Here is a 21,682-nt window from a genome sequence, read left to right as displayed (position 1 = left end):
TTGTTATATATTTGCAACCGCTAAGCAAAATGGTGGTTGTAGCTCAGTTGGTTAGAGTAGCGGTTTGTGGTGCCGCGGGTCGCCGGTTCGAACCCGGTCAGCCACCCAGAAATTTAAAGCCTTGAAGAAATTCAAGGCTTTTTTTGTTTTCTACATTTTCATAAAAAAAAGGATCAAGGATCAATACGAAAACGGATCAAAAACAAAAGTTGTAGGGATTCCTAAAAGTGCGTTAAGGATGGAAGCGGCATCCTTTTGCGATCGATTCATACTCTGTCATAACCAAAACATCCCTCGCAAAAGATATAGCGTACAGCCTGACCCAAAGGGAAACGCCATAAATAGTAAATACGGAAGTCTTTGGTTATTAATTAAATCTTGTAGTAGTCAAGTGTTTTGTTAAATTAAAGTGAATTTTTTGTTTTAGATTGGGCTCAGTTAGCCTATTTTAAAGTGAATCTGTATTTTTGTATGAAATAATAATTTTAATATGAAAAAAAGTATTGTGCTGTTGACATTGTTTGTAATCTCAAATTTAAGTGCTCAACAACGACCAAAATTAGTTGTGGGTATAGTGGTTGATCAGATGAAAATGGAATATTTATATCGCTTTTCGGATGATTTTTCTCCAAACGGATTCAAAAGATTATTGAATAATGGGTATACTTTTCAGAATATGCATTATAACTATATGCCTACTTATACTGCGCCAGGTCATGCATCGATTTATACTGGTACTACGCCTGCTACTCACGGAATTGTGGGTAATGAGTGGTTTAGTAGAATCCTAGGGAAAGATGTGTATTGTACAGATGACGCTGTAGTAAAAACAGTTGGAGATGGTACTCCAGAGGAAGGTGCTATGTCTCCTAAGAACCTGCAAAGCACTACAATTACTGATGAAGTGAGAATGGCAACCAATTTTGCCGGTAAGGTAATTGGTATTAGTATAAAAGACCGTGGTGCGATTTTACCAGCGGGTCATTTTGCCAATTGGGCTTTTTGGTATAGCAAAACTGGATCTTTTATCTCGAGTACTTTTTATGGGGATAAATTGCCTGAATGGGTTTCTGAGTTTAATAAGGAAAAACATTATATGCCTTATATAAACAAAGGTTGGAATTTGTTTAAACCTGCTTCAGTTTACAATGAAAGTTTGGAGGATAATAATCCTTATGAAGGCAAGTTGTATGGAAGCGCTGCGCCAGTTTTTCCTTATGATTTGAAAACTATGTATGATAAAAATGATGCAGGTATTTTGAGAGCGACTCCATTTGGGAATGATTTGTTGGCTGAATTTGCAATGAAAGCCATTGAAAAAGAAGAATTAGGAAAAGATAATATTACAGATTTTCTAGCGGTAAGTTTCTCTTCTACTGATTATGTGGGGCATTTACTTGGGCCGCGATCAATGGAACTTCAGGATACTTACCTGAGACTTGATCAGACTATTGCAGATTTTTTGAATTATTTGGATAAAACGGTGGGTAAAGATAATTACTTACTTTTTTTAACAGCTGATCATGCGGGTGCCGAAAATGTGGCTTATTTGAAAGATCGTAAATATAATGTGAATAATTATCCTTCAAAAGAGGTTAAAAAGAGCATGCAGGATTTTTCTACAAAAACTTTTGGTATAGATTTGATTTTAAATTATTCAAACTTTAATGTTTATCTTAATAAACAAATTATTAAAGACAAAGGATTAGATTTATTAAAGGTAAAACAGGCGTTTAAAGATTTTCTAATTACACAGCCTCAAGTTAAGAAAGTGTATACCGAAGAAGAGATTTTAGCCAATGGCGGAAATGATTATTATTTGAATTTTACAGCAAAAGGATATGATGTTACACAAAATGGTGATTTAGTAATTATTGATAAACCGGGTGATATTGAATATTCGACTACAGGAACATCGCACGGAACTCCTTACAGCTATGATACACATGTGCCGGCTATATTTTATGGGTGGCATATTAAAAAAGGAGAATCGTATGACAGAAAAGTGATTACTGAAATTGCACCAACTATAGCGCTAAAAATTAAAGTTGCGCTCCCGAACGGAACTGATGCTGAAGTATTGCAAGAGGTTTTGGACGAAAAATAAATAATGTAAATACAAAGAAACAAAAAACCTGTCTTTATTATGAAGACAGGTTTTTTTATGGAATAAAAAAGGCTTTCATAATCGAAAGCCTCTTAAAAATAAGTATTAGTAAGCACTCATTTTTATAGTGTTACGCTTTTGCCGACACTATTTCTTCGTTAAAAGGAAGATTCCATGCTTCTGCAACTCCTTTGTAAAGAATTTTTCCGTTTGCAACGTTCAATCCTTTTTTCAGTTCTTCGTTTTCAGCGCAAGCTTTTTCCCATCCTTTGTTTGCCAACTGCACAGCATAAGGTAAAGTAGCGTTTGTTAATGCTAAAGTAGAAGTGTAAGGAACAGCTCCTGGCATGTTAGCCACACAATAGTGTACAATGTCATCAATAATAAAAGTTGGGTTTTCGTGTGTTGTTGGAGTACAAGTTTCTATACAACCACCTTGATCAACAGCAACATCAACAACTACAGTTCCCGGACGCATCAATTTTAGCATATCACGAGTAATCAAGTGTGGTGCTTTTGCTCCCGGTATTAAAACAGCTCCAACGATCAAATCTGCATCTGTAATGGCTTTTACAATATTGTAATGGTTAGACATTTGAGTAGATACGTTGGCAGGCATGATATCATCTAAATAACGTAAACGTGGCAAACTTAGATCCATTATAGTTACTTGTGCACCTAATCCGGCAGCCATTTTAGCAGCTTGAGTTCCTACGATTCCACCACCTAAAATTAAAACTTTTGCAGGAGGCACACCTGGAACTCCTCCTAAAAGTATTCCTCTTCCTTTTAATGGTTTTTCTAAATATTTTGCTCCTTGTTGAATAGCCATACGACCGGCAACTTCTGACATAGGAACTAATAAAGGTAAACTACGATCCGTTTTTTCAACAGTTTCGTAAGCCAAACATACTGCACCTTTTTCGATCATAGCATGAGTTAACGGCTCTGATGAAGCAAAGTGGAAGTACGTGAAAAGTAATTGGTCTTTTTTGATTAAATCATACTCAGAAGCAATTGGCTCTTTTACTTTAATGATCATTTCAGCAATAGCGTATACTTCTTCAATAGTTGCTAAAACTACAGCTCCAGCAGTTGCATATTCTTCATCACTAAAACCACTTCCTAATCCTGCAGTTGCTTGAACATAAACAGTATGTCCGTTTTTTTTCATTTCAGAAACACCAGCTGGAGTTAACGCCACACGGTTTTCATTATTCTTAATTTCTTTTGGAACCCCTATTATCATTTTGTTAAGTTTTTTTATTTGTTTTACAAATCTAGCGATAGAGAATATATTATTGATAATTGACTGATAAATAAGAAAATATTATTTTATTACTTACTTTTACAGAAAAATATTCTTTTTTGGGAATTAAATAGTACTTGAAAAAGAAAAATTGACTGATTTTTAATGATAATTTAAATCGTTTTCGTTATGGCTTTAGATGAAACTGACAAAAAAATCTTACGTCTTTTACAAGAAGATGCGCATTACACCCTAAAAGACATTGCTAACAAAATAAATTTGTCTCTTACTCCTGTTCATGACAGGGTTAAACGTCTTGAAAAAGAGGGTGTTATAGAAAAATATGTTTCTATTTTGAACAAGAAAAAACTGGGTAATAATCTAACAGTTTATTGTCAGGTGACGTTAACCAAACAAACTTATGACACTTCTGAAGGTTTTAATCAATCTATTTTGAATATGCCTGAAGTGGTCGAGTGTAATTATGTTTCAGGTAACTTTGATTATATGTTGAAGATTATAATTCCAGACATGGAAAACTACCATCATTTTCATCAAAAAAAATTATCTGTTTTGCCTGAAGTTTCCTTGATAAACACTGTTTTTGTCATCTCTGAGGTAAAAAGTACTACTGTTTTGCCTATTTAATTTTGGAATTAAAAGAAACAAAAAACCACCAAATTATTTTGGTGGTTTTAAGCATTTTGGTTTTGGTTGTAAATTAATAATAAGTAAAACGTCTTACTTTTGCAATATATTTTGCCAAACGAATCACTTGGTGGCTGTAACCGTATTCGTTATCATACCAAATATAAAGTACGATGTTTTTTCCATCTTTAGAAACGATGGTTGCATTACTGTCATATATTGAAGGTGCAGAAGTGCCCACAATGTCTGATGAAACCAGTTCGTTGTTTAATGAATATTTTATCTGCTCTACCAGTTCACCTTCGAGAGCATATTTTTTCATGATTTTGTTAATCGCTGCTATTGAAGTTGCTTTTTTAACTTCTAAACTTAAAACTACCAACGAGCCATTTGGAACCGGAACTCTAATAGCGTTTGAAGTTAATTTTCCTTCCAATGAAGGCAATGCTTTAGCGACTGCAGTACCTGCACCAGTTTCGGTGATGACCATATTTAAGGCTGCTGCTCTGCCTCGGCGGTATTTTCTGTGCATATTGTCAACCAAATTTTGGTCGTTGGTATAGGCGTGAATGGTTTCCAGATGACCTTTGACCACTCCTAATGTATCTTCGATAACTTTTAAAACCGGCGTTATAGCATTTGTGGTGCAGGAAGCCGCAGAGAAAATGGCTATTTCGTCGGGATTGTAGTCGGTATGATTTACACCATGCACAATGTTCGGAACTCCTTTTCCCGGCGCCGTAAGTAATACTTTGCTGGCGCCTTGTGAAGATAAATGTCTTTTTAGGGCTTCCTCAGTCGTAAAAGCTCCTGTATTGTCAATAACCAACGCATCATTGATTCCGTATTGGGTATAATCGATTTCTTCGGGCGAATTTGCCGTAATAATATGAACGGTTGTTCCGTTAATAATCAAAGCATTATTTTTTGGATCCGCTGTTACTGATCCTTGAAAATCACCATGAATTGAGTCGTATCGTAACAACGAGGCTCTTTTTTCGAGGCTTGTAGCATCATTTTTGTCACGAGTTACAATGGCTCTGAGGCGCAATTGGTTTCCTTTTCCAGTTTTCGACATTAATTCTCGGGCTAGTAAACGACCAATTCTTCCAAATCCGTACAAAACAACATCTTTTGGCTGAATTTCTTCAGATGATTTAGCTCCTTTTAATTTTTCGATAACAAAATATCGTGCATCTGGGTATTTGTCTTCTTCCAAACGATACTCGTACGCTAGTTTTCCAATATCCAATTTTGCAGGTGGAAAATCTATTGATAAAATAACTTTTGCAATTTCAACAGAATCAAAAACAGTAATAGGCTTGCCAACAAATTCTCCCGCATATTGATGCAAATTGATAATGTCGCTGACATTTTTATCCAACAATTGATTTTTGAATAAAACCATTTCGATGGATTTGTCATACCATAAATCGCTTATGACTTTGATTAATTCGACGCCAGCTCTCCTTCGGTCGACTTGAATTGATACTTCTTTTTGGTACAAAGATTTTTTGCTCATAATTGAAAATTTCGAAAAATAAATAGAATACTATTTTATAATTTTGCGCAAAAGTACCCATTTCAATCGATTTCGTAAACTATTTTAGCATTTATTTTATACCTACTTAAAAATTTTTTTTCTTTCATTGAAATAAAAAAAGGTCATCCTAACTGAATAAGATGACCTTTCTAAATTTGAAATTATTTGTTTATTAAATGATGATTCTGAAAATTTCACCATTTCTATTAATCATTTCAATGCGCACACTTTGCCCTTCATCTTTTTGTTTCAAAAGTTTAGAGACACTCTCAACATTAGTCGCTTTTACATTATCAATACTCAAAATGATATTGCCCAGCAGTTCGTTCTGATATTGCATCAAATTTTCGTTGGTGATATTTTTAATCTTAACTCCATAGTCAATACGAAATTTCTTTTTATCCGATGCATCGATATTTTCTAATTCTATTCCTTTAAACTCAGCACTAAAAAATTCATTTTTACTCAAAGTTACAGGAACAACTTTTGTATTTGCATCTCTTATAATCGTCACATTTACAACATCATTTGGCCTTTTTGTATTGATGTAACCTGATAGATCGGCATAAGAAGCAATTCTCTGACTATCCAACTTTACAATTACATCACCTTGCTTTAACCCAGCTTTTTCTGCTCCGGAATTTTTTGAAACTTTATTGATGTAAAATCCTTCTGTTTCTGAAATTTTAAGTTCTTTTGAAGCATTGCCATTCAATTCGCGACCTTCAACTCCTAAAATGCCTCGTTGTACATTTCCAAATTCCATGATGTCTTCAATGATTTTTCGGGCATTATTAGACGGAACAGCAAATGAATATCCTACGTAAGAGCCCGTCTGTGAAGAAATCATAGTATTGATTCCAATTAATTCTCCACGTGTATTTACCAATGCACCACCACTATTTCCCGGATTGACTGCGGCATCTGTCTGAATGAAAGATTGTATACCATTGCCCAAATCTCTGGCTTTCGCCGAAACGATTCCCGCTGTTACTGTAGAATTTAAATTGTAAGGATTACCGACTGCCAAAACCCATTCGCCCACTTTTACGTTGTCTGAATTAGCAAAAGCCGTATAAGGTAATTTTTCTTCTGAATTAATTTTAAGCAATGCGATATCCATTTTAGAATCGGTACCTATCAATTTTGCAGTGTATGTTTTTTTATTATTTAACGTAATTTCTATTTCAGAAGCATCTTTGATCACGTGATTATTTGTAACAATATAACCGTCTTCAGAAATAATAACACCAGAACCTGTACCTACCTGTTCTTGCTGCTGAGCTCCCCCGTAACCATAGAAAAATTCAAGCATTGGATTGGTAACGGTACGTCTGGAAACATTTTTTACGTGCACAACAGAATGAACCGTTTTGTCTGCAGCCTCTGTAAAATCTACTGCTTCGCCTGCATACGCGACATTTTTGTTATACGATTCGGAGGCAAGAGTTACAACAGAATTTCCTTTTCCAAATACAGAGCCATTACTCTCAAACAATAACTTGTAAGCCCCAAGGGTAGTAGCGCCACTTAATAAGGACACTAAAAATAAGGTTGAAAATCTTTTCATGACTATTATTTATGTTTTAAGTTATATAACGTAAAATTAATTGAAAAAATTATTCAGAAAAAGGGTTTAACGCTCTTTAACATTGATTAACATTTCATTAATTAATAGTTTGTACTTTTGTACTTTATAATCAAATAAAAATGCAAATAGAATTTTATAAATATCAAGGAACAGGTAATGATTTTGTCATGATTGACAATCGTTCTAATTTTTTTCCAAAAGAAGATATTAAACTCATTGAACGCTTGTGCGACAGACGTTTCGGTATTGGTGCTGATGGACTTATTTTGTTAGAAAATGACTCCGAAACCGACTTTAAAATGGTGTATTATAACTCAGATGGAAACCAGAGTTCGATGTGCGGTAATGGCGGTCGATGTCTAGTCGCTTTTGCCAATCAACTGGGTGTTATCAATACTAAAACAACTTTTATGGCCATTGATGGTTTGCATCATGCAACGGTAGGAGAGGATGCTATTATTTCGTTGCAAATGATCGATGTTGATCAGGTGCAAAAAAAATCGGATTACAGTTTTCTAAATACCGGTTCACCACATCATGTACAAATTGTAGAAGATTTAGAAAATTATGATGTAAAACAAAATGGAGCGGCCATTCGTTACGGCGCATTGTATGGTGAGAAAGGAAGTAACATCAATTTTGTGAAAAAAGTAAACGATTCTGAATTTTCTCTCCGTACTTACGAAAGAGGTGTTGAAGATGAAACTTTGGCGTGTGGAACTGGTGCCACAGCCGTTGCCATTGCTATGAATGCAACAGGTCAGACGGATAAAAACAAAATAAATCTTAATGTTGAAGGCGGAAAATTAGTGGTTTCTTTTGATAAAGAAGGTGATCATTTTACGAATGTGTTCCTGACGGGTCCTGCAAAATTTGTTTTTAAAGGTACAATTGAAGTTTAAATTAAATGTTTAGCTATTTCACTCAGAAAATCTAAAATCTGAATTCTAAAACAGCATGATTACACTAAAAGGCAAAAATATTTATTTGCGGGCATTAGAACCAAATGACTTAGAGTTTGTCTATGCCATGGAAAATGATCAAAGCATTTGGGAAGTAAGCAACACCTATACGCCTTATAGCCGTTTTTTGGTGCGTCAATATCTCGAAAATGCACAGCAGGATATTTATGAAGCCAAACAATTGCGACTCGCGATTTGTCATGACGACGATTTTCCGGCCATCGGATTGATTGATTTATTCGAATTTGACCCGAAGAATAATCGGGCAGGAGTTGGAATTGTTATTCAGAAAGACGAGTATAAAAAGCAAAACATTGGTTCTGAGGCTTTAGAGCTTTTAATTAAATATGCTTTCTATAATTTAAATTTACATCAATTGTACGCAAATATTAGTGTAGAAAATGCAGCAAGTATAGCTCTTTTTACTAAATTTGGTTTTGAGAAAATTGGAATTAAAAAAGATTGGATTTTGCTAAATGGCCAGTACCAAGACGAGGCAATTTTTCAATTAATTAACAAACAAATTTAAAATTTAAGCTTTGAACATAAAAAAAATCATTTCGCTGACTGCTGTAGCCGTAATTTCTTTACTAATCATTTACGGATTTGTGTTAATTAGTAAAATCTTTAGCTCCAATACTAAATTTGAAGAAAAAGAGGTGTATGTATATGTACCAACTGATGCCAATTATACAGATGTAAAGAAAATATTGGAGCCTTATATCAAAAATTTTGAAAATTTTGAGTTGGTAGCCAGCAAAAGAGACTATCCTGAAAACGTAAAATCAGGTCGATTTTTGCTTAAAAAAGATATGAATAATATGAATTTGGTGCGAGCAATGCGCTCTAATGTCCCTGTAAAACTGGCTTTTAATAATCAAGAGCGTCTAGAGAATTTTGCGGGAAGAGTTGGCTCAGAAATCGAAGCAGATAGTTTGTCCTTAATTAAAGCGATTAAGGATCCTGTTTTTTTGAAGGAAAATGGTTTTAATGAAGAAAATGTTTTTGCCATGTTTATTCCCAATACTTATGAAGTGTATTGGAATACGTCTGCAGAAAAGTTTCGTGACAAAATGATCAAAGAATATCATAATTTCTGGACAGAAGAGAGAATTGAAAAAGCAAAAAAACAAGGATTAACACCTGTAGAAGCTACTATTTTAGCCTCAATAGTGCATAAAGAATCGGTTAAAAAAGACGAAAGACCCCGTATTGCCGGTGTCTATCTAAATCGTCTACGTTTAGAAATGCCTTTACAAGCAGATCCAACCGTAATTTATGCGTTAAAATTAAGAGCAAATGATTTTGATCAGGTGATTAAGAGAGTCTTTTATAATGATTTGATTATGAAATCTCCTTATAACACTTACGTGAATGTCGGACTTCCTCCAGGACCAATTGCCATGCCAGATATTACGGCACTTGAGGCAGTTTTGAATCCCGAAAAAAACGATTATATTTATTTTTGTGCCAGTGTTGAACGTTTTGGCTATCATGAATTTGCTGCCACTCTGCCGGAGCATAATATCAATGCAAAAAAATATTCTGACTGGATTGCCAGCCAGGGTGTAACAAGATAATTTTGAAATTAATAATTCATATTCTTTTATCCTTTTTATTTTTTCAGTCTATTCAGGCTCAGAATAAATTTGAGAGCTTCTTTAAACCTTCAGATTCCTTAAATGAAAAAAGGAAAAATGCAGTTTTGATTACTGAAGGAGCTTTAGCTTCAGTTGCTTTAGTAGGTCTAAATCAGCTTTGGTACGCAGATTATCCGCAATCAAAGTTTCATTTTATAAATGATAACGCTGATTGGCTACAAATGGATAAAGTTGGGCATTTTTATTCGGCTTATCATCTGGGAAGATTTGGTACCGAAGCTCTAAATTGGAGTGGGGCTGATCGTAAAAAACAACTTATTTATGGTGCAGGAATAGGATTTGTATTTCTAACTGCTGTAGAAGTTTTTGATGGTTTTTCATCAGAATGGGGAGCTTCTTCGGGAGATTTAATAGCAAATGCAACGGGCACAGCTCTATATGTTTCGCAGGAATTACTTTGGAAAGAGCAAAGAATTACACCGAAATTTTCTTTTCACACTACTCAATACGCTGGTCAAAGGCCTGATTTGTTAGGAAGTTCAATTAATGAGCAAATTTTAAAAGACTACAACGGACAAACGTATTGGTTGTCAGTCAATTTGCATTCTTTTGCCAAAGACACTAAAATTCCAAAGTGGTTAAATCTGGCTTTTGGGTATGGAGCCGATGGGATGTTGTCGGGCAATAATCAAGATGAAAATCCTTTTTTTATTCAAAACAGCAAACAATTTCGTCAGTTTTATCTTAGTTTTGATGTAAATTTGACAAAAATTGATACAAAATCGCATTTTTTGAAAACTATTTTTTCAGTTTTTAACACGATAAAAATTCCAGCTCCAACTCTCGAATACTCCGCCAATAAAGGGATTAAAGCGCATGTGTTTTATTTTTAGAAAACATTAACTACTTGATTTTCAGCATTATTTTTTATTTATTATCTTTGCACCGTAGAAATTTCAAATGGTGACAGTGTTTGAAGAAAAATAATTTATGATAAAGAAATGGTATTTTTACGCGAGTTTGATCGTTATTATTACATTTTTAAGCTTGGGTTTCAAACCCTTTAATTTAGAAGCCAAACCTTGGTTTTTAACAGAAAAAACAGATGGTTCAGAATATATTTTACCATCTCAGGAAAAGGAGGATTATCCTAATCTTAACATCCCTTACACCGGAAATCATTTTATAGGTTTTAAAGAAGCAGTAGCTTTTAAGGAATCTCAAGGGAAATACCGAAAAGTAAATACTTTAGGTTATATGGGGAAATACCAGTTTGGTTCTAAAACTTTAAGAGCCATTGGTGTACATGACAGCAAAGATTTTCTAAAAGATCCTGCTTTACAAGAAAAAGCTTTTGTTGCGTTATTGTCTAAAAATAAATGGATTTTACGTAATGAAATTGAAAAGTATGATGGAAAAATCATTAATGGTGTCAAAATTACAGAATCCGGAATTTTAGCTGCCGCACACTTAGGAGGTGCAGGATCGGTTAAGAATTTCTTTAAAAACAGAGGAAATAGACGTTTTAGAGATGCTTATGGAACTTCGCTGATAAGTTATTTAAAAGCTTTTGGCGGTTATGATTTGTCTTATATTGAAGCTGATAGTAATGCGACAATACATGATTAATAATCAACTGAATGAGAATAAAAAATCCCGAATTTTTCGGGATTTTTTTATGGAGTAAAATTTAATTAATTAAAATCTCTAATATTTTGATAGCTGCTTCGCTAATTTTTGTTCCAGGACCAAAAATAGCTACCGCACCGGCATCAAATAAAAATTGATAATCTTGCGCAGGAATTACACCTCCCACTATAACCATAATATCTTCGCGACCATGTTTTTTTAGTTCCTCAATAACTTGCGGGACTAATGTTTTATGTCCTGCGGCTAATGATGATACACCAAGAATATGTACGTCATTTTCTACAGCTTGTTTGGCCGCTTCGGCCGGAGTTTGAAACAATGGACCAATGTCTACATCAAAACCTACGTCTGCGTAACCTGTTGCTACGACTTTTGCGCCTCTATCATGGCCATCTTGTCCCATTTTGGCGATCATGATTCTTGGTCTACGGCCTTCTTGTTTGGCAAAAGCATCTGCTAATTGTTTGGCTCTTTCAAAATTCTCATCATTTTTTATTGCTGCACTATACACACCGCTAAAGGATTTAATTTGTGCTTTGTATCGACCAAAAATACTTTCTAGCGCATCGCTTATCTCTCCTAAAGTTGCTCTATTTCTGGCAGCTTCGATCGCAATTTCTAGTAAGTTTCCCTGTCCTGTTTTGGCACAATGAATTAATTTCTCGATTGATTGTTCTACTTTTTTACGATCTCTTTTGGCTTTTATGGTCGAAAGTAATTCGAGTTGTTGCTTCCGAACCATTTGATTGTCGACATCCAGAATATGCAATGGGTCTTCTTTCTCTAGTCGAAATTGATTGACCCCCACAATAATATCTTGTCCACTATCAATTCGCGCCTGCTTTCTGGCAGCCGCTTCTTCGATACGAAGTTTAGGAATTCCAGCTTCTATAGCTTTTGTCATTCCGCCCAATTCTTCTACCTCTTCAATAAGTTTCCACGTATTTTCGACTATTTCATTGGTCAAACTTTCTACATAATAACTGCCTCCCCAAGGATCTACTGTTTTGGTTATTTTGGTTTCTTCCTGCAAAAATATCTGTGTGTTACGTGCAATTCTTGCTGAGAAATCAGTGGGTAACGCTATTGCTTCATCAAGAGCATTGGTGTGCAAAGATTGTGTACCGCCAAAAGCGGCTGCTGTAGCTTCGATACAAGTTCTGGCCACATTATTAAAAGGATCTTGCTCTGTTAAACTCCAGCCACTAGTTTGGCAATGAGTTCTCAAAACTAATGATTTATCATTTTTTGGATTAAATTGTTGTACCAATTTAGCCCAAATCATTCTTCCGGCCCGCATTTTAGCGATTTCCATAAAATGATTCATACCAATGGCCCAGAAAAAAGACAACCTTGGCGCAAATTCATCAATGGTCATACCAGTTGAAAGCCCGGTTCTAATATATTCTAAACCATCGGCCAGCGTGTACGCCAATTCAATATCTGCGGTAGCTCCAGCTTCCTGCATGTGATAACCAGAAATAGAAATCGAATTGAATTTGGGCATTTTTTTGCTTGTAAACTCAAAAATATCAGCAATGATTTTCATAGAAGGAGCTGGCGGATAGATATAGGTATTACGAACCATAAATTCCTTTAAAATATCATTCTGGATTGTACCGGAAAGTTTTTCGATCGCGACACCTTGTTCTTCTGCAGCTACAATATAAAACGCCATGATAGGTAAAACCGCTCCATTCATGGTCATCGAAACCGACATCTCATCCAAAGGAATTTGGTCAAATAAGACTTTCATATCCTCTACAGAATCTATGGCAACACCTGCTTTTCCTACATCTCCAACCACACGTTCGTGATCAGAATCATAACCGCGATGGGTTGGTAGATCAAAAGCAATTGAAAGTCCTTTTTGACCGGCAGCCAAATTTCGTCTATAAAAAGCATTACTTTCTTCGGCAGTAGAAAATCCGGCATACTGACGAATTGTCCAGGGTCTTCTCACATACATAGTTGCGTATGGCCCCCTTAAATTAGGAGCAAAACCTGCTCCGAAATCCAGATATTCTAAATCTTCGATATCTTTTTCAGAATAAGTAGGCTTTAGCTCGATGCCCTCAGCAGTTAAGAAGTTTTGAGTTTCGAGTTCTGAATTTTGATTCGAAACAGCTAACTTTTGACTTTCGAGGGTAATATGTTTAAGGTTCTTTCGTACCATTTGTTCTTTTATTTTTATTAAGTACACGTAGATTATTCTAGTTCTAAACGTTCTTGTTCGAGTTTTTCGGCTAATCTTTTTTCTATTATCGGTGTAATTAATGTTTTTCGGGGTTTTATTTTTACAAAAGGAAACAATTCTAAGTCATGTTTCATTTTATCATCTTTGTTTGGATATTTATTGGTTCCTAATAAAACTTCTTTTTTAGCATCAAACAATTCTTGCTCTTTGGAAGCGCTTTCCTGGATTTTCTTTTTGATAGTTCCATCGTTTAATAGTTTCAAAAATCCTCCTTCAGCTTCTATGTTTTTAAATAAAGCCAAGCTTTTTTCCGCCAGTTGCATGGTCAAACTTTCTATATAATAGCTTCCATCTGCCGGATTATTGACTTTGTCAAAATAGCTTTCATGCTTTAAAATCAGCAATTGATTTCTCGCAATTCTATCCCCAAATTCGTTGTCTTTGTGGTATAAAGCATCATAAGGCAAATTGGCAATTGCATCTGCACCGCCTAAAATTGCCGACATACATTCGGTTGTGGTGCGGAGCATATTGACATTGTAATCGTAAATTGTTTTGTTACGTTTGGTAGGCGTCACCAAAAAATGACATTCTAGATTTGTATTGTATTCGGCGGCGATTACATTAAAAAGCATTCGCAGCGCTCGAAGTTTTGCAATTTCGAAGAAATAATTGGTTCCTACCGAAATTTGAAAAACAATTTGTTGAGGAATATCCGCAATACAGTTGAAGTATTCGTTGGCCTGTGCCAAACTGTAAGCAATTTGCTGTGTAATATTGGCTCCTGCATTTTGATACAAACCTAAATCGATACTTAACAATGAAAGATTTTCGGTCGTTTTTGAAATTTTATCGATTGTTTCGAAATTATTTTTGTCTGAGGTTGGAAGCCAATTTCCTTCTCTCGCAAAATGACCAATTGGGTCTAAATTGCAATAAAATTTTGCCTTTTTTTGAATTGAAATGAGTTCTAATAATTGTACGAAATCGATTGAAATAAAATTCAAATTAAAGTAAACAGATTTATTTTCTAAAGGAAGATTTTCCAGTAATTTCTGAATGTCGATATGCTCGTTTTGGATAGTGAAACGCAAACTTTCGGCACCACGATTCATGGTTTCTAATGCTCTTTTTATCGATTTATCTACATCAAAAACAAATATATTTTGGCAAATTGTAAAATTTGTTGCCTCTGTTTTTACAGGAGCTGCTTTGGTAAATTCGTCTTTATGATAGAAAGGTTTTACCTGAATGTCTTCGGGCGAATTCCAGATTACAGTTTGGTTGTAGTCGGCTCCATCCAACTCAAACTGAATTTTTTGTCTCCATTGTTTGGATGAAATCGGAATAAAATTTTCGAATAGGTTAGTAGCCATCTGCTTTTTTTCTGAGTTATTCTTTGCTTTGAATGGTGTCTCCTTCAAATTGGATGATGTAAATATCTTCACTGTCTTTTTTCATAAAATACTTTTCGCGAGCGTATTTTTCTATTTGTTCAGGATTTTTTAATTGTTTTATTTGTTCCTGATCTTTTTTGATTTCTTCCTGATAATAGGTTTTATTGTCTTCTAATTCGTTGATTTGATTGTCTAAAAACCTATGGTCAAAATAGGAGTAGTTGTCTAAAAACAACATCCAGACTACAAAAAAAAGCAAAACCCAGACATATTTATTGCCTAAGAATTTGAACCAGGATTTGCCTTTATAAGGGTTTTTCATTTTATTTTTATTTTAACCTATTTGTATCTTTTAAATTCCATAGATATTTTAGCCTTGATAACTGTGAAAACCCTTTTGTGATTCCTGATAACTATAGGGACCGGTAGAAAGGATCACTTCACTTAATTTTATTTTAATCCAAGTTTCAGTGAACTTCATTTGTAACAGATAGCGGGAAATAGCTCCTGACTATTCTGGAAATAAATTTACAATAAAATTATGAAATTCGCTGATTTATTACGGCCCGTACTACGTCTATGGCTACAGTATTGTATTTGTCGTTTGGAATAATAATGTCTGCATAAGCTTTTGTGGGTTCGATAAATTGCTCATGCATAGGTTTTAAGGTGTTTTGGTAGCGTGTTATTACTTCATCTATATCACGGCCACGCTCTGAAATATCACGTTTTAGACGGCGAATTAATCTTTCGTCTGAGTCGGCATGAACGAAAATTTTGATGTCACAAAGTTCGCGAAGTTCCGGATTTGTGAGGATAAGAATCCCTTCAACAATCATTACTTTTCTCGGGTGTGTAGAGACGGTATCGTCTGTTCTGTTGTGTTGTACAAACGAATATACGGGCTGGTCGATGGTTTCACCGGCTTTTAATGCTTTTAAATGCGTTACTAATAAATCAAAATCAATAGCGCGTGGATGATCAAAATTAATTAATGCTCTTTCGTCAAATGACAAACCGTGGTTTTGTTTGTAATAGGAATCCTGAGAAATTACGCCGACTTCTGTGTCTGGCAATTCGTTCATGATTTGGTGTACTACCGTTGTTTTTCCACTTCCTGTTCCTCCTGCAAGTCCAATAATGAGCATAAAATTTGATGTTAGATATTTGTTTGGCAAAAATAATAATTTAACTGAACTGTACAGGCAAATTGTGTATTTAAACGATATAAGTTTTAGAGGGGTTTATCAGTTATTGGCAAATTAAAGTGTTTTGATTTTTCATATAAGTATTTTAATCGAATATGAGTCAAAAAAGCTATTGAGATAAAAAAACTCAAAAAAAACTTGCATCACTTATAGGTTTAAAAAAGGATAAAAAAATCCCACCAGCAAAGCCAGCGGGATTTTAGTGCAATCAGTATTTCGTTTAAAATATTCTGACCTTAGTAAGCACTTTATTTGTTCTTTTTTGCTTTTATCATCATTTCTAGCTGATCCCATAATTCTTCTGGAATTGCTTCCAGTGAATTGAATTGTCCTGCGCCTTTTAGCCATTCGCCGCCGTCAATAGTGATAACGTCTCCGTTGATGTATGCTGAAAAATCAGACACCAAATACGCCGCTAAATTGGCTAATTCCTGGTGATCTCCAACGCGTTTCAAAGGTACTTTTTTTGCCATATCAAATTTTTCGGCAAGATCTCCCGGCAATAATCTGTCCCATGCTCCTTTGGTAGGAAATGGTCCCGGAGCAATTGCGTTCGAACGAATCCCGTATTTTGCCCATTCTACCGCCAAACTTCTGGTCATTGCTAGTACTCCTGCTTTTGCAGTAGCGCTTGGTACAACATAGGCAGAACCTGTCCAAGCATACGTAGTCACAATATTTAAGATGGTAGCCGATGTTTGTTTGGTATCGATCCAATGTTTTCCAAAAGCGAGTGTACAGTTTTTAGAACCTTTAAGTACTATATCGATAACGGTATCAAATGCGTTGGCAGATAAACGTTCTGTTGGAGAAATAAAATTTCCTGCAGCATTATTAAGAAGGACATCTACTTTGCCAAAAGATTTTAAAACTTCCTGAAGCATGTTTTCTACTTCTTCATAATGGCGCACGTCACACTGAAGTGGTAAACATTTTCCACCAGTTTCATTTTCAAGTTCTGTAGCCGTTGCTTTTAGTTTTTCAAGATCTCTAGAAGTAATGGCAACTTGCGCTCCTAATTCTAAGAAATATTTAGTCATTGCTTTGCCTAAGCCGCTTCCGCCACCTGTAACCACAATAACTTTTCCTTTTAAAGCGTCGTCACGTAACATTTTGTCTGTATAGCTCATACTTTTCTTTTTTTACAATATTAATTAAAATAATAGGATGCACGCATAATAATGTTATAAAATTTTAATAAACTTTAGATATTACATATTTTTTTGGCAGCAGATTCTAAGGTGAAATCATCTTTGGCAAAACAAAAACGAATTAAGCGTTGGTCTTTATGATCGGAATAAAAAGTAGAAATTGGAATCGCAGCAACACCATGATCGATAATTAATTTTTTGCAAAATGCAATATCATCTTCATTTGAAATAGTGGCGTATGAAGCCACTTGAAAATAGGTTCCTTCGCAAGGTTTTAGTTCAAATCGACTATGTTGAAGCAGTTTTTGAAAATAATCTCGCTTTTCCTGATAGAATTTGCCTAACAGATTTACATCAACAACATCTAGATATTCGCTTATGGTGGCCTGAGAAATGCTGTTGACGCTGAAAACTAAAAATTGATGTGCTTTTTTGATTTCTTTCATCAAATATTCGGGAGCAACCACATAGCCAATTTTCCAACCTGTAATATGAAACGATTTTCCGAATGACGAAATCATAATACATCTGTTGAGAAGAAATTCTTTGGTATGCGCAGAAATATGTCTCTCCTCAAAAGTAATGTATTCATACACTTCATCAGATAAAACAATTATTTCGGGGTATTTTGAAAGTAATTTTTCTAATGCTAAAAAATCATTTTCTGTCAAAATTTTCCCCGTGGGATTATGCGGGTTGTTGATGATGATCATCTTGGTTTTTGAAGAACATGCTTTTTCAATGGTTTCCCAATTCGGTGTATAATCATCATTTAAAGGAACTCGCACTGGTTTTGCATTACAAAGCAGAACAGGAGATTCATACGAATCATAACTCGGATCCAGAATTATAACTTCGTCACTAGTTTTTATTAAAGCTAAAATTGAAGTAAAAATTCCTTGTGTGGCACCAGCAGTTACCAAAAGTTCTAGATCAGGATTTATGATTCTGTTATAAGAACTCTGAACTAAGTTTGCAATTTTGTTCATCAATGGCGGATAACCCGCCATTGGTGTATATTGATGTACATTTTCTTTTGCTAATCTTGCCAGAATATCGGTCAATCTTTCATCAACAGGAAAATTTGGAAATCCCTGCGAAAGATTTATCGCATTGTATTCGGCCGCCATTTTGGACATTACTGTAAAAATACTTGTCGTTACATTAGGAAGTTTACTCATAAAATTAGATTAAGAAAAAGATGGATAATTGGAGACTTATAGTTGTACAGGCACAACAAGTGAGTATATAGTTCTGACTTCTTTACCGTTTAGTTTTCCAGGTTTCCATCTAGGAGATAATTTTAAAACCCTTACCAGTTCCTCTCCGCTATAAGATCCAATATCTCGGAGGATTTTTATATCACTTAATGAACCGTTTATTTCAACGATAAAAGTAGCGAATACTTTTCCTTGTAAAGTCGGTCTCTTGTTTGATTTTTTATAGTTTATATCTATAAATTGATGAAATTCTTCTGTTCCGCCTGGAAACTCTGGTTTTACGTCAATCCCAAGAGGGTTATAAATGTCGATTTCGTTAGGAGGAATGATATTTCCATTTATATCTTTGGTGGGTTCATGTGCTCTTCTGATTTCCTTTTGAGAAAATACACTTTGAGTAAAACCAATTAAAACTAAAATTAAAAACTTTTTCATTATGATAGTTTTAAAGTTAGTTTACATTTTATGGATAATAAAAATCGTAGGTCGGTTATGTAAATCGACTTTTAGTTTTTTCCAATCAGCAACTCGCATTGTTTTGATGAATTCTGTTGGTAATGTAATATCAGTTGCAATACAAAGATGGGTTGAAGGATTTACAATTTGCAAAATATCTTCGACCAATTTATTGTTTCTATAGGGCGTTTCTATAAAAATTTGAGATTGATTTTTATCCTGAGATAATTTTTCAAAATGCTTTAATGCCGATTTTTTTTCGTCTTTATCAATGGGTAAATAGCCGTTGAAAGTAAAACTCTGACCGTTCATTCCGGAAGCCATCATCGCCAGAAGGATAGAGGATGGGCCGACTAAGGGTACTACCTGAATGCCCTTTTCGTGTGCCAATTTTACAATTACTGCTCCTGGATCTGCAACGCCTGGACAACCTGCTTCGCTCATTAAACCTACATTTTTTCCTTCTAATAGTGGTTTTATAAAATCCAAATGTTCACTCGCTTCGGTACGTTTATTAAGAGTGAAAAGGATTAGTTCTGATTGTTTTTTCTCTGGAGAAACTGCTTTTATTGATTTTCTGGCTGTTTTTTCGTTTTCAACAATATAATGATCTATAAAATCAATACTTCTTTTTACTGTTTGTGGCAAAACATCCATAGGATCACTTTCGCCCATTGTAGTTGGAATTAAATATAGTTTTCCTAGAAGTTTCATGTGTGTTTTTTTAGTTAAAAAAGCTGATTTTAATGAGGATAGGCAAGTCTTTTTTGTTTTATTTCTAAAAAATAAAATAAAAATTAAGGATGTGCTTTGATGAGTTTTTCGGCGATAATAGTTGCAACTTCATCTAACATTTTGTAGACATGATCAAAACCATTGGCAGAACCAAAGTAAGGATCTGGAACATCTACATTTTCATCAGGAAATAATTCGTTTAGAATAAGACGAACTTTATTTTTATGTTCGGGTGTTTTTGCAAGCTCAATTATATCGCGGTAATTAGAATTGTCCATGACATAAATATAGTCAAACTCTTCAAAATCATTAATTTGAAATTGTCGCCCTTTTTGATCATCGATACATAATCCGTTTTTTTTGGCAACAGCAATAGATCGTTTGTCAGGAGCATGACCCACATGCCATGACCCTGTGCCTGCTGAGTCAACAATGAATTTATTTTGTGGTAATTTGGATGCTAAAATTCCTTCTGCTAAAGGCGATCTACAAATGTTTCCCAAGCAAACCATTAAAATTTTTACAGGCATGATGCGCGTTTATAGCGTTAGTTTTTTGTTGATATCATCGACAAATTTCTTAAATTGTTTGTCTGTAGAAACTAGATTATCGACTGTTTTACAAGCATGTAATACGGTTGCGTGATCGCGATCCCCAATTTGAGAACCAATATTTGCTAAAGAGGCTTTGGTAAATTTCTTTGCAAAAAACATGGCCAATTGTCTGGCTTGAACCACGTGTCTTTTTCGGGTTTTAGATTGTAGGGTTTCAATATCCAACTGAAAATAGTCAGAAACAATTTTTTGTATGTAATCGATCGATATTTCTCTCTTTACGTTTTTTACAAATTTCTCTACAACACTTTTGGCCAATTCTATCGTAACTTCTTTTTTATTGAAAGAAGATTGCGCGATCAACGAAATAATAGCACCTTCTAATTCTCTGACGTTAGTCTTGATGTTGCGGGCTACATATTCAATAATATCATCCGGCATTTCTACACCATCACGATATAATATATTTTTTAAGATTGAAATTCTGGTTTCGTAATCCGGCTGATGCAACTCAGCAGATAATCCCCATTTGAAACGTGACAATAAGCGTTGCTCGATATCCTGCATGTCAACAGGAGCTTTATCAGAGGTTAAAATAACCTGTTTCCCGTTTTGATGTAAATAATTAAAAATATGAAAGAAAACGTCCTGAGTTCCTGATTTTCCAGAAAGAAACTGAACATCATCAATAATCAAAACATCAATTAGCTGATAAAAATGAATAAAATCGTTACGATTATTCTTTTTTACCGAGTCTATGTATTGTTGTGTAAAAATTTCCGCAGAAATATACAAAACTGTTTTTTCAGGATATTTGTCTTTTACTTCAACGCCTATCGCATGCGCCAAGTGTGTTTTTCCTAGTCCAACTCCTCCAAAAATCAATAAAGGATTGAAAGAAGTTCCTCCTGGTTTGTTCGCAACAGCCATACCCGCAGAACGAGCCAAACGATTAGAATCTCCTTCAAGAAAATTATCAAAACTGTAGTTGGCGTTTAATTGCGACTCAATTTTTAAATTTCTTATCCCGGGAATTACAAAAGGATTTTTAAGTTCTGGATTTAAGTTTTTAAACGGAGCATCAACCTCTTGAGGTTTCATTGGCACTCTGTTGGCGCTTGGCAACTGTTCGGTAAACGGTTGTTTATTGCCATAAGTGTTTTCCATTTTAATTTTATAGAGTAACTTTGCGTTTTTTCCCAGTTCTTTGGTAAGTGCAACTTTCAATAATTTAACGTAATGTTCTTCCAGCCATTCGTAGAAAAATTTACTTGGAACTTGAATGTATAACGCGTTGTCGGTTAGCTCAACTGATTTGATTGGCTCAAACCAAGTTTTGTAGGCTTGATCTTGAATATTGTCTTTTATAAAGGACAAACAGTTTTCCCATACCGATTGAGCAGTTTTAGTCAT

Annotated in this window: 20 protein-coding genes and 1 tRNA gene; 8 read left to right on the top strand and 13 right to left on the bottom strand. The window is 34.7% G+C overall.

The genetic code is table 11. The features are described from left to right. The first annotated feature begins 32 nt into the window (after positions 1 to 32). Both LNP22_RS00105 and pafA read left to right on the top strand, forming a co-directional pair. A tRNA-His gene (locus tag LNP22_RS00105) sits at positions 33 to 106 on the top strand. A gap of 384 nt (positions 107 to 490) precedes the next feature. Then, on the top strand, positions 491 to 2,107 hold the full coding sequence (pafA, locus tag LNP22_RS00100) for an alkaline phosphatase PafA (protein WP_229974772.1): 1,617 nt from the start codon (positions 491 to 493) through the stop codon (positions 2,105 to 2,107). 130 nt (positions 2,108 to 2,237) lie between these two features. On the opposite strand, the gene ald is transcribed toward pafA, so the two are convergent. Continuing rightward, a complete protein-coding gene (gene ald / locus LNP22_RS00095; protein WP_229974771.1) occupies positions 2,238 to 3,356 on the bottom strand; it encodes an alanine dehydrogenase in 1,119 nt (372 codons plus the stop codon). Positions 3,357 to 3,545: 189 nt separating this feature from the next. Between ald and LNP22_RS00090 the strand changes: the two genes are divergently transcribed. Then, a complete protein-coding gene (locus LNP22_RS00090) occupies positions 3,546 to 4,004 on the top strand; it encodes an Lrp/AsnC family transcriptional regulator (protein ID WP_229974770.1) in 459 nt (152 codons plus the stop codon). A 73-nt stretch (positions 4,005 to 4,077) separates the two neighbouring features. Here LNP22_RS00090 and LNP22_RS00085 read toward each other — a convergent pair whose 3' ends face one another. Both LNP22_RS00085 and LNP22_RS00080 read right to left on the bottom strand, forming a co-directional pair. Further along, positions 4,078 to 5,526 (bottom strand): glyceraldehyde-3-phosphate dehydrogenase, encoded by a 1,449-nt coding sequence (locus tag LNP22_RS00085; protein WP_229974769.1) that lies wholly within the window; start codon positions 5,524 to 5,526, stop codon positions 4,078 to 4,080. Between the two features lie 193 nt (positions 5,527 to 5,719). After that, entirely contained in the window at positions 5,720 to 7,117 is a 1,398-nt protein-coding gene (locus LNP22_RS00080; protein WP_229974768.1) for a trypsin-like peptidase domain-containing protein, read from the bottom strand. 140 nt (positions 7,118 to 7,257) lie between these two features. On the opposite strand from LNP22_RS00080, the gene dapF reads away from it, so the two are divergent. The 5 genes from dapF (at position 7,258) to LNP22_RS00055 (ending at position 11,330) form a co-directional block, all read left to right on the top strand. After that, the gene (gene dapF, locus LNP22_RS00075; RefSeq protein ID WP_229974767.1) at positions 7,258 to 8,040 is read left to right on the top strand and encodes a diaminopimelate epimerase; all 783 of its coding nucleotides are present in this window, start codon (positions 7,258 to 7,260) and stop codon (positions 8,038 to 8,040) included. A 55-nt stretch (positions 8,041 to 8,095) separates the two neighbouring features. Continuing rightward, positions 8,096 to 8,629, top strand: a complete 534-nt coding sequence (locus LNP22_RS00070) for a GNAT family N-acetyltransferase (RefSeq protein WP_229974766.1) — start codon at positions 8,096 to 8,098, stop codon at positions 8,627 to 8,629. Positions 8,630 to 8,639: 10 nt separating this feature from the next. Next, positions 8,640 to 9,680, top strand: a complete 1,041-nt coding sequence (mltG, locus tag LNP22_RS00065; protein WP_229974765.1) for an endolytic transglycosylase MltG — start codon at positions 8,640 to 8,642, stop codon at positions 9,678 to 9,680. Positions 9,681 to 9,682: 2 nt separating this feature from the next. Continuing rightward, positions 9,683 to 10,594, top strand: a complete 912-nt coding sequence (locus LNP22_RS00060; protein WP_229974764.1) for a DUF2279 domain-containing protein — start codon at positions 9,683 to 9,685, stop codon at positions 10,592 to 10,594. Positions 10,595 to 10,691: 97 nt separating this feature from the next. Continuing rightward, positions 10,692 to 11,330, top strand: coding sequence for a peptidoglycan-binding protein LysM (locus LNP22_RS00055; RefSeq protein ID WP_210666286.1), 639 nt, complete (start codon positions 10,692 to 10,694; stop codon positions 11,328 to 11,330). Positions 11,331 to 11,391: 61 nt separating this feature from the next. Here LNP22_RS00055 and scpA read toward each other — a convergent pair whose 3' ends face one another. From scpA to dnaA, 10 genes are all read right to left on the bottom strand, one after another. Beyond that, positions 11,392 to 13,527 (bottom strand): methylmalonyl-CoA mutase, encoded by a 2,136-nt coding sequence (gene scpA, locus LNP22_RS00050; protein ID WP_229974763.1) that lies wholly within the window; start codon positions 13,525 to 13,527, stop codon positions 11,392 to 11,394. Between the two features lie 32 nt (positions 13,528 to 13,559). Then, on the bottom strand, positions 13,560 to 14,924 hold the full coding sequence (locus tag LNP22_RS00045; protein WP_229974762.1) for a methylmalonyl-CoA mutase subunit beta: 1,365 nt from the start codon (positions 14,922 to 14,924) through the stop codon (positions 13,560 to 13,562). 16 nt (positions 14,925 to 14,940) lie between these two features. After that, positions 14,941 to 15,267, bottom strand: a complete 327-nt coding sequence (locus LNP22_RS00040) for an FtsB family cell division protein (protein WP_210666283.1) — start codon at positions 15,265 to 15,267, stop codon at positions 14,941 to 14,943. 217 nt (positions 15,268 to 15,484) lie between these two features. Continuing rightward, complete coding sequence (gene udk / locus LNP22_RS00035) at positions 15,485 to 16,093, bottom strand: uridine kinase (protein WP_210666282.1); 609 nt, start codon at positions 16,091 to 16,093, stop codon at positions 15,485 to 15,487. A 308-nt stretch (positions 16,094 to 16,401) separates the two neighbouring features. Next, positions 16,402 to 17,283, bottom strand: a complete 882-nt coding sequence (locus LNP22_RS00030; RefSeq protein ID WP_229974761.1) for an SDR family oxidoreductase — start codon at positions 17,281 to 17,283, stop codon at positions 16,402 to 16,404. A 74-nt stretch (positions 17,284 to 17,357) separates the two neighbouring features. Next, complete coding sequence (locus tag LNP22_RS00025; protein WP_229974760.1) at positions 17,358 to 18,485, bottom strand: methionine aminotransferase; 1,128 nt, start codon at positions 18,483 to 18,485, stop codon at positions 17,358 to 17,360. A 36-nt stretch (positions 18,486 to 18,521) separates the two neighbouring features. Next, positions 18,522 to 18,959 carry an energy transducer TonB gene (locus LNP22_RS00020; protein ID WP_229974759.1) on the bottom strand — a complete coding sequence of 146 codons (438 nt, stop codon included), beginning with the start codon at positions 18,957 to 18,959 and terminating at the stop codon, positions 18,522 to 18,524. A 21-nt stretch (positions 18,960 to 18,980) separates the two neighbouring features. Then, entirely contained in the window at positions 18,981 to 19,694 is a 714-nt protein-coding gene (locus LNP22_RS00015) for an SAM-dependent methyltransferase (protein ID WP_074659200.1), read from the bottom strand. Positions 19,695 to 19,777: 83 nt separating this feature from the next. After that, positions 19,778 to 20,245 (bottom strand): low molecular weight protein-tyrosine-phosphatase, encoded by a 468-nt coding sequence (locus tag LNP22_RS00010; RefSeq protein ID WP_229974758.1) that lies wholly within the window; start codon positions 20,243 to 20,245, stop codon positions 19,778 to 19,780. A 9-nt stretch (positions 20,246 to 20,254) separates the two neighbouring features. Next, entirely contained in the window at positions 20,255 to 21,682 is a 1,428-nt protein-coding gene (dnaA, locus tag LNP22_RS00005) for a chromosomal replication initiator protein DnaA (protein WP_210666276.1), read from the bottom strand.

The organism is Flavobacterium flavipigmentatum (assembly GCF_020911905.1).
Lineage (GTDB): Bacteria > Bacteroidota > Bacteroidia > Flavobacteriales > Flavobacteriaceae > Flavobacterium > Flavobacterium flavipigmentatum.
This window is presented reverse-complemented; position numbering and strand designations above follow the sequence as displayed.